The organism is Pseudomonas sp. GM60, assembly GCF_000282415.1.
In the GTDB taxonomy this organism is placed as follows: Bacteria; Pseudomonadota; Gammaproteobacteria; order Pseudomonadales; family Pseudomonadaceae; genus Aquipseudomonas; species Aquipseudomonas migulae.
Genome location: NZ_AKJI01000037.1, coordinates 35849 through 48026, shown reverse-complemented (window position 1 = coordinate 48026; position 12178 = coordinate 35849). Strand labels below are relative to the sequence as shown.

The window sequence follows — 12178 nt, the reverse complement described above, 5'->3', positions numbered from 1 at the left end:
CCGAACGAAAGGGGCAAGAGCCCTTTGGTTACTTTGGGGCTTTTCCAAAGTGACTCGCCGTAAGGGCGAAACCAATCCCCGCCATCACCCAAATAACGGATATACCCCCCATCACCCAAACACCAAACCCAAGAGCCCAGCGCTGGCGCCATAAAACCACCGTGCTAGAATGCCGCCCGCATTTGTTTGTGACATCTGCACGAACTGTCACAAATAGTTGATAGGCATACGAGGGAGCTTGCGCAGCAATGCCAGGGCCTTGAATCGAACACGGACCGCTGCGCACCAGGATTTATGAGACTCAAGCCCTTCCCCACCTTCCTTTATCTGCTTTGCCTGCCCGGTGTCGCCGTGGCGGGGGAAAAAACCGTGTACGGCCTCAACGAGTACGCCTCGCTGGACGGCATCAATCTGGAAGTCGCGGCCAAACTCGACACCGGGGCGAAAACCGCCTCCCTGAGCGCCCGCGACATCAAACGCTTCAAACGTAATGGCGAGTCCTGGGTGCGCTTCTATCTGGCGATCGACGCCGCGCACTCGCACCCGATCGAACGACCACTGGCCCGCGTCAGCAAGATCAAGCGCCGTGCCGGCGACTACGATCCGGAAGAAGGCAAGAAGTACACCGCCCGTCCGGTGATCGAGCTGGATATCTGCATGGGCTCGGCGTTACGCAGTATCGAAGTGAACCTTACCGACCGCAGCGCTTTCCAATACCCGCTCCTGATCGGCTCCGAAGCGCTCAAGCGCTTTGATGCGCTGGTCGACCCCAGTCTTAAATACGCTGCTGGCAAACCCGCCTGCGCCACCGACGCTCATACCGCAGAGTAATTCCAATGCGCTCTCTTACCCTCCATCTGAAAATGCTGATCGCCATCCTGGTGGTGCTGGGCATTTCAGTTACGGCCTATCAGATCTTCGTGCTCGGCATTCCCGTGACCGAAGACGCCACCGACGACTTGTGGAACATCGACGCCAAGGTCGAGTTCGTCGCCAGTGCCAAAGACCCGGTCAAGATCCAGATGTTCGTGCCACCGCTGAGCCGTGATTTCGTCAGCCTCAACGAAAGCTTCATCTCCAATAATTATGGCGTGGCCGTGAACCGTATCGACGGTAACCGCAAGGTGACCTGGTCGGCACGTCGGGCCAAAGGCAACCAGACCCTTTATTACCGCCTGGTGCTGACCAAGCGCTACACCGGGGAAAAATCCAAGGTCAAAGGCCCGACCTTCCGCGACAGCATCGCCGTCGAAGGCGCGGAAAAAGTTGCCGCTGAAGCCTTGCTCGCGCCGATCCGCCAGCACTCGGCCGACGTCGAAACCTTCATCGGCGAAGCGATCAAGCGGGTCAACAACGTCAACGACGACAACGTGAAACTGTTGCTGGGCGGCGATCCGTCCAGCGGGCACAAGGCCAGAATCGTTGAACTGGTCCTGTCCATCGCCCACGTGCCAGTGGAAAAGGTCCACACCATCCGCCTCGTGGCCGACCAGCCGCAAACCCCGGAACTCTGGCTGCGCAGCTTCAACGGCACCGACTGGCTGTACTTCAACCCGGAAACCGGCGAACAAGGCCTGCCGACCGACCGCCTGTTGTGGTGGACCGGTGACGAAAACCTGATCACCGTCGATGGCGGCAAGAAAGCCACCGTCACCTTCAGCATGAACAACAGCGAAATGAACGCCATTCGCCTGGCCAAGCTGACCGACGAAAACACCGACGCCAATTTCCTCGAATACTCGCTGTACGGCCTGCCGCTGCAAACCCAGCAGACTTTCATGATCATGGTGATGATCCCGATCGGCGTGCTGGTGATCCTGATCCTGCGCAACCTGATCGGCCTGCAGACCCTCGGCACCTTTACCCCGGTGCTGATCGCCCTCGCCTTCCGCGAAACCCAGCTCGGGTTCGGCATTGTGCTGTTCACCATCATCACGGCGCTGGGGCTGTCGCTGCGCTCCTACCTTGAACACCTGAAGCTGCAAATGCTGCCGAGGTTGTCGGTGGTGCTGACCTTCGTGGTTGTGCTGATCGCGGCGATCAGCCTGTTCAGCCACAAGCTGGGCCTGGAACGCGGGTTGTCCGTGGCGCTGTTCCCGATGGTGATTCTGACCATGACCATCGAACGCCTGTCGATCACCTGGGAAGAACGCGGCTCCGGGCATGCGATGAAAGTGGCCATCGGCACGTTGTTCGCCGCATCCCTGGCGCACCTGATCATGAGCGTGCCGGAGCTGGTTTACTTCGTGTTCACCTTCCCGGCAATCCTGCTGATCCTGGTGGGCTTCATGCTGGCGATGGGCCGTTATCGCGGCTACCGTCTGACCGAACTGGTACGTTTCAAGGCTTTCCTGAAGAAGGCTGACGCCTGATGTTCGGCTTCTGGAAGACCTGGAAAGCCCTGGAAGCCCGGGGCATCATGGGGATCAATCGGCGCAACGCGGACTACGTGCTCAAGTACAACAAGCGCAGCCTGTACCCGATTGTCGATGACAAGATCATCACCAAGGAGCGCGCCATCGCCGCCGGCATCCATGTGCCGGAACTGTATGGCGTGATTTCCACCGAGAAGGAAATCGACAACCTCGACGAAATCATCGGCGGGCGCAGCGATTTCGTGATCAAACCGGCCCAGGGCGCCGGTGGCGACGGCATCATTGTCATTGCCGACCGCTTCGAGGGGCGCTATCGCACGGTGTCCGGCAAGATCATCAGTCATGAGGAAATCGAGCACCATGTCTCCAGCATCCTCACCGGCCTGTACTCGCTGGGCGGCCACCGTGACCGTGCACTGATCGAATACCGCGTGATCCCCGACCAGATCTTCAAAAGCATCAGCTACGAAGGCGTGCCGGACATTCGCATCATCGTGTTGATGGGCTATCCGGTCATGGCGATGTTGCGCTTGCCGACGCGCCAGTCCGGCGGCAAGGCCAACCTTCACCAGGGCGCCATCGGCGTCGGTGTCGACCTCGCCACCGGCCTGACCCTGCGCGGCACCTGGCTGAACAACATCATCGCCAAGCACCCGGACACCACCAACGCGGTGGACGGTGTGCAACTGCCCTACTGGGACGGCTTCATGAAACTCGCGGCCGGCTGTTACGAGCTGTGCGGACTGGGTTACATCGGGGTCGACATGGTGCTGGACCAGGAGAAAGGGCCGCTGATTCTTGAGCTGAATGCCCGGCCGGGGTTGAACATCCAGATCGCCAATGATTGCGGCCTGACGTTGCGCACCCATGCGGTCGAGGCGCGGCTGGAAGAGTTGAAAGCACGCGGGATTACCGAGACCGTCGAGGAACGCATGGCGTTTGTGCAGGAGATGTTCGGGCATATTCCTGCGGTTGAGGGGTAAATCCCCTTCTCCTGTAGGAGCGAGCTTGCTCGCGAAGAACCTGAGAACCCCGCGGGGTGTCGTTTCCATCGCCATCGTTGACGACCATCGCGAGCAAGCTCGCTCCTACAGGTAACCAATCCCCTCTAGGAGCAATTCCCCGAGGGGACTACAATCGCCACCCCCGCCTCGATGGCTGATCTGCCCCGCCCATGCTGACCTGTTCCGTACATCCGCTCCCCTATCGCGCCAACCCCGCCGAGTACTTCGCGGCGATCCGTCATGCCCCCGGCGCCGTGCTGCTCGACAGTGGCCGGCCAACGGCTGATCGCGGGCGTTATGACCTGCTCAGTGCCTGGCCACTGGAACAACTGGCGGTAATGCCTGACGAAAGCGGTGGCGATTTCCTGCAACGCCTTCGCGACAATCTGACACGACTCGGTGAAGCGACGCTGGCGCCTGATCTGCCCTTCGCCGGCGGCCTGATCGGCTACCTGAGCTACGATTTCGGCCGTCACCTGGAAAACCTGCCGAGCCAGGCACAGGACGATCTGCATTTGCCGGATGCGCGTTTCGGGCTCTACGACTGGGCACTGATCACCGATCACCAACGGATGACCAGTCAGCTGGTGTTCCACCCTTCGTTGATCGACAGCGAACGTCAACGCCTGATCACGCTGTTCAGTCATCCTGTGGCTGAAACGATCGAATCGTTCAAGCTCAAGGCACCGATGAGCGCCGACCTGAGCGCTGATGACTATCGCCAGGCAATAGAACGTATCCAGCAATACATTCAGGCCGGTGACTGCTACCAGGTCAATTTTGCCCAGCGCTTCCGCGCCGAGTGCCAAGGTGATCCGTGGGCCGCGTACTGCGCGTTACGCGCGGCGTGCCCGACGCCATTCTCCGGTTTCCAGCGCCTGCCCGACGGTGGCGCAGTGCTGAGCCTGTCGCCGGAGCGCTTCGTCAAAGTCAGCGACCGCCACGTGGAGACCCGCCCGATCAAGGGCACTCGCCCTCGAGGCCAAAACGCAGCGGAAGATGCGGCGAACGCCGCCGAACTCCTGGCCAGCCCCAAGGATCGCGCGGAAAACCTGATGATCGTCGACCTGCTGCGCAATGACCTTGGCCGTACGTGCCGCATTGGCTCGGTGCGGGTGCCGGAGTTGTTCAGTCTCGAAAGCTATCCGAATGTGCATCACTTGGTGAGCAGCGTGACCGGCGAACTGGCGGATGACCGGGATGCGCTGGACCTGATCGCTGGCAGCTTCCCTGGCGGTTCGATTACCGGGGCGCCGAAGATTCGCGCGATGCAGATCATTGATGAACTGGAGCCGACCCGACGTGGTTTGTACTGCGGTTCGTTGCTGTATCTGGATGTGCGCGGCGAGATGGACAGTTCAATCGCGATTCGCAGCTTGCTGGTCAAGGATGGGCAGGTGTGTTGCTGGGGCGGTGGCGGGATCGTTGCGGATTCGCAGTGGCAGGCCGAGTATCAGGAGTCGATCACCAAGGTGAAGGTGTTGCTCGATACCCTGCAAAACCTGTAGGAGCGAGCCTGCTCGCGAAGTACGTCAACGATGACTTGAAACGCCTGACACTCCGCGGTGTTCTCGGGTTTTTCGCGAGCAGGCTCGCTCCTACAGGGTGTGGATTTACAGGCTCAACGCCCGATTCGAAGCCTTGATGAACTCCTGCTTCAAGTCCTCAAACGTATGCACCGCCGGGAATTGCGGAAACTCGCGAATCACGTTATCCGGCGCATGGAACAGAATCCCCGCATCCGCCTCGCCCAGCATCGTGGTGTCGTTGTAGGAATCCCCCGCCGCAATCACCCGGTAGTAAAGACTCTTGAACGCCAGAACCGACTGACGTTTCGGATCTTTCTGACGCAACTGATAGCTCGTCACCCGCCCGGCATCGTCGGTGATCAGGCGATGGCAGAGCAAGGTCGGGAAACCCAATTGGCGCATCAGCGGTTGGGAGAACTCGTAGAACGTGTCCGACAGAATCACCACCTGAAAGCGCTCACGCAGCCAGTTGACGAACTCGATGGCGCCGTCCAGCGGCTTCAACGTGGCGATCACTTCCTGGATGTCGGTGAGTTTCAGGCCATGCTCATCGAGAATCCGCAGGCGCTGCTTCATCAGCACGTCGTAGTCGGGAATATCCCGAGTGGTGGCCCTGAGGGATTCGATTCCGGTTTTTTCGGCGAAGGCGATCCAGATTTCCGGGACCAGCACACCTTCAAGATCCAGACAGGCAATTTCCACAAGACACTCCCATTTGTATTGATTATTGAGTCGAGCGAGCAAAAGGACTGCCGAACTCTAGCGACTCGCACTGACCTGCGCAACGCAGAGGGCGCGCCAGTGGTTGCAGGATTTTGTTACCATCAAGGCCATATAGAGCGCCCAGCGCCACCGACCTGTAGGAAGCCGCCCTGATGAGCCCAACGTTCGACGTCGTGGAACTCGCCACGACCTATGCCAACAAATCCGCCCAGGACATCCTGAAACTCGCGTTTGCCGAGTTCGGCGATGACCTGTGGATATCTTTCAGCGGCGCCGAAGACGTGGTGCTGGTAGACATGGCCTGGAAGCTGAACAAGAACGTCAAAGTGTTCAGCCTCGACACCGGCCGCCTGCACCCCGAGACCTACCGCTTCATCGATCAAGTGCGCGAGCACTACAAGATCGACATCGAGCTGGTGTCGCCGGACTACACGAAACTCGAACCGTTCGTGAAGGAAAAAGGCCTGTTCAGTTTCTACAAGGACGGCCATGGCGAGTGCTGCGGTATCCGCAAGATCGAGCCGCTGCGCCGCAAGCTCTCGGGCGTGACCGCCTGGGCCACCGGCCAGCGCCGGGACCAGAGCCCTGGCACCCGCAGCGCCGTTGCGGTGCTGGAAATCGACACCGCCTTCTCCACCCCGGAACGCACCCTGTACAAATTCAATCCGCTGGCGCAAATGACCAGCGAAGAGATCTGGGGCTACATCCGCATGCTCGAGCTGCCGTACAACAGCCTGCATGAACGCGGCTTCATCAGCATCGGCTGCGAACCGTGCACCCGCCCGGTGCTGCCGAACCAGCACGAGCGTGAAGGTCGCTGGTGGTGGGAAGAAGCGACGCAGAAAGAATGCGGGTTGCATGCGGGGAATATCATCAGCAAGTCAAAAGCCTGATCCCCGGGCCTGACAAAATTCCCTTGTAGGAGCCGGCTTGCTGGCGATGGCGGCGTACCAGTCAAAACCTCCATCGACTGACACACCGCTATCGCCAGCAAGCCGGCTCCTACAGGTTTCGTGACTGATCTGAATAAATGTGTACACACGAATGTCACCTTAGGTGCCATTTATGTGTGCACTTTTCGTTTCTGCGCCCTGAAAAGTTACATTCATCCCGCCTGACACTCCCTCGTTCACACCTCCGCGAATCCCGCCGAAAAATAAATACCTGTTCAATCGGTCAATTTATATCGTCTTTATTTCAGTCACTTACCAATTACAGATAACAAAACGAAATTACCGGTGAATTTTATAGATCGCTGACTGGCATGGATCTGGCTTAAGTGCATACATGTTTTGTATACAATCATCTCAAAACATACACACACTTTAGATCCGCAAGCCTGAAGCGCCCTATCCCGTACAGGCTGCAGATGCCCCGTAACCAATGATGCTTGTTGTCCGCGACGAAGATTTGTCGAGCCCACGCTCATGCACAGTCATCGCGACGCCAAGCTCGGAGCCTGCCGGAATGCGTACTAGCCTCTCCAATAACAACATCGCGCTGGATCTGCCCTCCTCTTCCCCCGTTCAAACGTTTCAAGACCCCGTGGTGCTCAGCCCGCGCCTGCACAACAAAGACCTGGCACCGACCAAAGCCGAAGGCCGACGCTGGGGCCGTTACAGCATTTTTGCCCTGTGGACCAACGACGTTCACAACATCGCCAACTACTCCTTCGCCATCGGACTGTATGCGTTAGGTCTGGGAGGCTGGCAGATTCTGTTGTCGCTCGGGATCGGCGCGGCGCTGGTGTATTGCTTCATGAACCTCTCCGGCTACATGGGCCAGAAAACCGGTGTGCCGTTTCCGGTCATCAGCCGGATCAGTTTCGGTATCCATGGGGCGCAAATTCCTGCATTGATCCGCGCCGTTATCGCCATCGCCTGGTTCGGCATTCAGACGTACCTCGCCTCGGTGGTGTTTCGCGTGCTGCTGACGGCGGTGCATCCGGGATTCGCCGACTACGACCACAACTCGATCCTCGGTCTGTCGAGCCTGGGCTGGGTGTGTTTCGTCGCGATCTGGCTGGTACAACTGGCGATTCTTGCCTACGGGATGGAGATGGTGCGGCGCTATGAAGCGTTTGCCGGTCCGGTGATTCTGCTGACCGTCGCCGCCCTGGCTGCGTGGATGTACACCCAGGCCAACGCGACCATCGCGTGGTCGATCCGTGAGCCGCAGACTGGCGGCGAGATGTGGCGCAACATTTTTGCCGGTGGCGCGTTGTGGCTGGCGATCTACGGCACGCTGATCCTCAACTTCTGCGATTTCGCCCGCTCTTCGCCGTGCCGCAAGACGATCAAGGTCGGAAATTTCTGGGGCCTGCCGGTGAACATTCTGGTGTTCGCCGCCATCACTGTCCTGCTCTGCGGTGCGCAATTTCAGATCAATGGCCGGATCATCGAAAGCCCGACGGAAATCATCGCGTCGATCCCCAATACTTTCTTCCTGGTCCTCGGTTGCCTGGCCTTCCTGATCGTCACCGTGGCAGTGAACATCATGGCCAACTTCGTCGCTCCGGCCTTCGTGCTGAGCAACCTGGCACCGAAATACCTGACCTTCCGCCGCGCCGGGCTGATCAGCGCGACCATCGCCGTGCTGATCCTGCCGTGGAACCTCTACAACAGCCCGTTGGTGATCGTGTATTTCCTGTCCGGCCTCGGCGCCCTGCTCGGCCCGTTGTACGGAGTGATCATGGTCGACTACTGGCTTGTACGAAAAGGTCAGATCAACGTGCCGCAGTTGTACAGCGAAGATCCCGACGGCGCTTATTACTACAGCCGTGGCGTCAATTTACGTGCGGTCGCGGCGTTCATTCCTGCAGCACTGATCGCAATCGTCCTGGCGCTGGTGCCGGGTTTCCATCTCGTATCGCCGTTCTCCTGGCTGATCGGTGCCGGGATTGCCGGAATGCTGTACCTGATCATCGCCAAGCGGCAGCCGCACTACGCGGATGTCAGCGGCGAAGCCATCGCGGTCGATAACGTCAGCCATTAACCCCATGACGGCCCGGCACCGTCGGGCCGCAGAACCACCCCGCTATAAGGACTTTCCATGCGAATTCTCGTGGTCAACGTCAACACCACCGAATCCATTACCCAGGCCATCGCCCGTTCGGCTCAAGCCGTGGCCGCGCCAGGCACCGAAATCATCGGCCTGACACCGCACTTCGGCGCCGATTCCATCGAAGGCAATTTCGAAAGCTACCTGGCTGCCATCGCCGTGATGGATCGAGTGATGTCCTACGATCAACCCTTCGATGCGGTGATTCAGGCCGGTTACGGCGAGCACGGTCGCGAAGGGTTGCAGGAACTGCTCAACGTACCGGTGGTGGACATCACCGACGCTGCCGCCAGCACGGCGATGTTCCTCGGTCATGCCTATTCGGTGGTCACCACGCTGGACCGTACCGTGCCGTTGATCGAGGATCGGCTGAAACTCTCAGGGTTGTGGGACCGTTGTGCATCCGTGCGGGCCAGTGGCCTGGCGGTGCTGGAACTGGAATCCGACCCGCAACGGGCGCTTGAGGCGATTGTTCGTCAGGCGGAATTGGCAGTACTGGAAGACAAAGCCGAAGTGATTTGCCTCGGTTGCGGCGGGATGGCCGGGCTGGACGAGCAGATTCGTCAGCGCACCGGGGTGCCGGTCGTAGATGGCGTGACGGCGGCGGTGACGATTGCCGAGTCGCTGGTGCGATTGGGGTTGTCGACGTCGAAGGTCAGGACGTATGCGACGCCTCGGCCGAAACACATCATTGGCTGGCCGGGGCGGTTTGGGCGGTAGACCGCGTTATCGTTTTTCGTGGGCAAGCCTCGCTCCTACAGAATACGTGTGATCCCTGTAGGAGCGAGGCTTGCCCGCGAAAGGGCCGACTCGGTTTCAATCCTGGCTCAAACCGCACTAAACCGCGATGCCAACCCCTGCTCCGCAAACTGCTCAATAATGAAATCCACAAACGCCCGCGTCTTGCCCGGCAACAATTTGTGCTCAGCGTAGTAAATGGAAATGTTGCCATCGTCGACAAACCAGTCCGGCAATACCCGCTGCAACGTCCCGGCTTCCAGATAACCCGAAGCGAACGGCATGCTCACCAATGCAATGCCCAACCCCTGAACCGCCGTCGCACACGCTGCTTCAGAATCGCTCATGGTCATCCGCGCCTTTAGCGTCAAAGGGCTGTGTTGCTGGGTGCGGCTGGTCAATTGCCAGGAGCGCACTCGCCCCGTCTGCGGCGACCGAATCAGAATCCCGTCGTGATGCTTGAGATCATCCGGTTCAACGACCATTTCGCGCCCCGCCAGATATTCGGCTGACGCAACCAACACCCGATGCGCCGGCGTCAGCTTGCGCGCGACCACGCCCTGCGGCAGCTCGAATCCACCGCCAATCGCGGCATCGAACCCTTGTGCAATCAGATCGACCTGGCGGTTATCAAAATGCCAGTCCGGATTGATTGCCGGAAACCGCCTTAGAAACTCGCCCAGCAACGGCACCACATACAACCGCCCGAACACCGTGCCCATGCTGACTTTCAGCGTTCCCGCCGGACGTCCTTCGGCGCTCGCGAGATTGGCCACGGCATTCTGGATCGTGTGCAGGCTGGAACTGACTTCGCCGAGAAACAGATGGCCGGCCTCGGTCAGCGTCAGGCTACGGGTGCTGCGCTGAAACAGCCGCACACCGAGCCGCGCCTCAAGCTTTGCCACACTCTTGCCCACCGCCGCCGGGGTCAGGCTCAGGCGTCGCGCGGCCTCGGCAAAGCTGCCGACTTCGGCGCTGCGCACGAAGCATTCGATACTGCTGAAGGTTTCCATAAGCGCCACTATAAACTTTTGGTTTACACAGACTATCGCAATTACCGTCTACACAGCCTGTAATCCTGAATCAATACTAGGCTCCATCAACCGCGGCATCTCGCCACGGCGACTTTGGAGATCGACATGACTACTCAGAACCTCAGCGGCAAAGTGGCTTTGATTCAAGGCGGGTCCCGCGGCATCGGCGCTGCCATCGTCAAACGCCTGGCCGCTGAAGGCGCGACGGTTGCCTTCACCTACGTAAGCTCCACGGCCAAGGCCGAAGAACTGCAAAACAGCCTCACCGCCAACGGCGGCAAAGCGCTGGCCATCAAGGCTGACAGTGCCGACGCCGAGGCGATTCGCAACGCCGTGAGCGCCACCGTCAAAGCCTTCGGTCGCCTGGACATCCTGGTCAACAACGCTGGCGTGCTGGCCGTTGCCCCGCTGGAAGACTTCAAACTCGAAGACTTCGACCAGACATTGGCGATCAACGTACGCAGCGTGTTCATCGCCACCCAGGCCGCCGCGAAACACATGACCGAAGGCGGTCGCATCATCAACATCGGCAGCACCAACGCCGACCGCATGCCCTTCGCCGGCGGTGGCCCGTACGCGATGAGCAAAGCGGCGCTGGTCGGTCTGACCAAAGGCCTGGCACGCGACCTTGGGCCACGGGGCATCACCATCAACAACGTGCAACCGGGCCCGGTCGACACCGACATGAACCCGGCCAGCGGCGACTTCGCCGAAAGCCTGATCCCGCTGATGGCTGTGGGTCGTTATGGTAAAGCTGAAGAAATCGCCAGCTTCGTCGCTTATCTTGCAGGCCCGGAAGCCGGTTACATCACCGGTGCCAGCCTGACTATCGACGGTGGTTTCGGCGCCTGATACGGCCCAGTCAAACGCAAAATAAAATGTGGGAGCGAGCCTGCTCGCGAAAGCAGTGCGTCAGGCAACATTAACGTCGGCTGACACACCGTCATCGCGAGCAGGCTCGCTCCCACATTGGTCTGCGTCTTTGCGCCTACCGCATTAAGCCCACTCAAGCGCCGGCAAACCGCACGCACTCGGCTTGAACGCTTTCAACGTACGAAGAATGCCATCGGCGTGTGCGTATTTTTCGTCGGCCATCGCGGCGTCGGGAATCGCAATCGCCGTCATCCCCGCCGCTTTCGCCGCAGTCACGCCAAACGGCGAATCTTCGAACACCAGACAATCCCCGGGCGCCACGCCCAGTCGGCGCGCTGCGGTGAGGAAGATGTCCGGCGCCGGTTTGGCCGCACCGACTTCCGGGTCATCGGCTGTCACGACGAAGTCGAACAGCGCAAACCAGTCACGGTGCAACGTGGTTTTCTGGCCGAACGACAGACGCGACGAACTGGTGCCCACCGCGATCGGAATGTTGTTGGCCTTCAAGTGCCGCACCAGTTCCTCGGCACCTGGCATCGCCAGCGCGGTGGGAAAACGCTCGCGCATCAGCGGCTCGCGGATCACCAGGAATTCCTCGGCGGTAATCGGCAGATCCAGCGCTTCAACCACATAACGCGCCAGATCACCCGCACCACGGCCGATGATGTTCTGTTTGACGCTCCAATCGAAGGTCCGGCCATATCGCTCGGCGATCATCGACGTGACTTCGGTGTAAATGCCCTCGGTGTCCAGCAGCAAGCCGTCCATGTCGAAAATCACGGCTTTGATCGGGCCGAACTCTTTCAGCGGTGCATTCATCGCATCTGATCCGTTTTTAATGA

At 59.6% G+C, this 12178-nt stretch carries 11 protein-coding genes; 8 read left to right on the top strand and 3 right to left on the bottom strand.

The genetic code is table 11. From position 1 onward, the window contains the following. The first annotated feature begins 294 nt into the window (after positions 1-294). The 4 genes from rloA to pabB all read left to right on the top strand — a co-directional run bounded on the left by rloA (position 295) and on the right by pabB (position 4887). Positions 295-831 (top strand): retropepsin-like aspartic peptidase RloA, encoded by a 537-nt coding sequence (gene rloA, locus PMI32_RS19670; protein ID WP_008027345.1) that lies wholly within the window; start codon positions 295-297, stop codon positions 829-831. Positions 832-836: 5 nt separating this feature from the next. Next, positions 837-2372 (top strand): osmotic stress tolerance membrane protein RloB, encoded by a 1536-nt coding sequence (gene rloB, locus PMI32_RS19675; protein ID WP_008027344.1) that lies wholly within the window; start codon positions 837-839, stop codon positions 2370-2372. Then, positions 2372-3358 carry an alpha-L-glutamate ligase-like protein gene (locus PMI32_RS19680; protein ID WP_008027343.1) on the top strand — a complete coding sequence of 329 codons (987 nt, stop codon included), beginning with the start codon at positions 2372-2374 and terminating at the stop codon, positions 3356-3358. Before rloB ends, PMI32_RS19680 begins: the two co-directional genes overlap by 1 nt. 191 nt (positions 3359-3549) lie before the next feature. Further along, a complete protein-coding gene (pabB, locus tag PMI32_RS19685; RefSeq protein WP_008027342.1) occupies positions 3550-4887 on the top strand; it encodes an aminodeoxychorismate synthase component I in 1338 nt (445 codons plus the stop codon). A gap of 105 nt (positions 4888-4992) precedes the next feature. Here pabB and thrH read toward each other — a convergent pair whose 3' ends face one another. Next, positions 4993-5610: a bifunctional phosphoserine phosphatase/homoserine phosphotransferase ThrH gene (gene thrH, locus PMI32_RS19690; RefSeq protein ID WP_008027341.1), complete on the bottom strand. Its 618-nt coding sequence runs from the start codon at positions 5608-5610 to the stop codon at positions 4993-4995. Positions 5611-5783: 173 nt separating this feature from the next. On the opposite strand from thrH, the gene PMI32_RS19695 reads away from it, so the two are divergent. The 3 genes from PMI32_RS19695 to PMI32_RS19705 all read left to right on the top strand — a co-directional run bounded on the left by PMI32_RS19695 (position 5784) and on the right by PMI32_RS19705 (position 9411). Beyond that, on the top strand, positions 5784-6524 hold the full coding sequence (locus PMI32_RS19695) for a phosphoadenylyl-sulfate reductase (protein ID WP_008027340.1): 741 nt from the start codon (positions 5784-5786) through the stop codon (positions 6522-6524). A gap of 574 nt (positions 6525-7098) precedes the next feature. Next, the gene (locus PMI32_RS19700) at positions 7099-8625 is read left to right on the top strand and encodes an NCS1 family nucleobase:cation symporter-1 (RefSeq protein ID WP_008027339.1); all 1527 of its coding nucleotides are present in this window, start codon (positions 7099-7101) and stop codon (positions 8623-8625) included. Positions 8626-8682: 57 nt separating this feature from the next. Then, entirely contained in the window at positions 8683-9411 is a 729-nt protein-coding gene (locus PMI32_RS19705; protein ID WP_008027338.1) for an aspartate/glutamate racemase family protein, read from the top strand. A 107-nt stretch (positions 9412-9518) separates the two neighbouring features. Here the strand turns inward: PMI32_RS19705 and PMI32_RS19710 are convergent, their stop codons facing one another. Further along, positions 9519-10442: a LysR family transcriptional regulator gene (locus PMI32_RS19710; RefSeq protein WP_008027337.1), complete on the bottom strand. Its 924-nt coding sequence runs from the start codon at positions 10440-10442 to the stop codon at positions 9519-9521. A gap of 126 nt (positions 10443-10568) precedes the next feature. On the opposite strand from PMI32_RS19710, the gene PMI32_RS19715 reads away from it, so the two are divergent. Continuing rightward, positions 10569-11315 (top strand): 3-oxoacyl-ACP reductase family protein, encoded by a 747-nt coding sequence (locus tag PMI32_RS19715; protein ID WP_008027336.1) that lies wholly within the window; start codon positions 10569-10571, stop codon positions 11313-11315. A gap of 144 nt (positions 11316-11459) precedes the next feature. On the opposite strand, the gene PMI32_RS19720 is transcribed toward PMI32_RS19715, so the two are convergent. Beyond that, on the bottom strand, positions 11460-12155 hold the full coding sequence (locus PMI32_RS19720; protein ID WP_008027335.1) for an HAD-IA family hydrolase: 696 nt from the start codon (positions 12153-12155) through the stop codon (positions 11460-11462). Positions 12156-12178 lie beyond the last annotated feature (23 nt).

Bases quoted from the DNA above. Each gene is read 5' to 3' on its own strand.
- PMI32_RS19705 (WP_008027338.1), top strand. From the start codon at position 8,683: ATGCGAATTCTCGTGGTCAACGTCAACACCACCGAATCCATTACCCAG.
- PMI32_RS19715 (WP_008027336.1), top strand. From the start codon at position 10,569: ATGACTACTCAGAACCTCAGCGGCAAAGTGGCTTTGATTCAAGGCGGG.
- PMI32_RS19720 (WP_008027335.1), bottom strand. From the start codon at position 12,155: ATGAATGCACCGCTGAAAGAGTTCGGCCCGATCAAAGCCGTGATTTTC.
- PMI32_RS19700 (WP_008027339.1), top strand. From the start codon at position 7,099: ATGCGTACTAGCCTCTCCAATAACAACATCGCGCTGGATCTGCCCTCC.
- pabB (WP_008027342.1), top strand. From the start codon at position 3,550: ATGCTGACCTGTTCCGTACATCCGCTCCCCTATCGCGCCAACCCCGCC.
- rloB (WP_008027344.1), top strand. From the start codon at position 837: ATGCGCTCTCTTACCCTCCATCTGAAAATGCTGATCGCCATCCTGGTG.
- rloA (WP_008027345.1), top strand. From the start codon at position 295: ATGAGACTCAAGCCCTTCCCCACCTTCCTTTATCTGCTTTGCCTGCCC.
- PMI32_RS19710 (WP_008027337.1), bottom strand. From the start codon at position 10,442: ATGGAAACCTTCAGCAGTATCGAATGCTTCGTGCGCAGCGCCGAAGTC.
- PMI32_RS19695 (WP_008027340.1), top strand. From the start codon at position 5,784: ATGAGCCCAACGTTCGACGTCGTGGAACTCGCCACGACCTATGCCAAC.
- PMI32_RS19680 (WP_008027343.1), top strand. From the start codon at position 2,372: ATGTTCGGCTTCTGGAAGACCTGGAAAGCCCTGGAAGCCCGGGGCATC.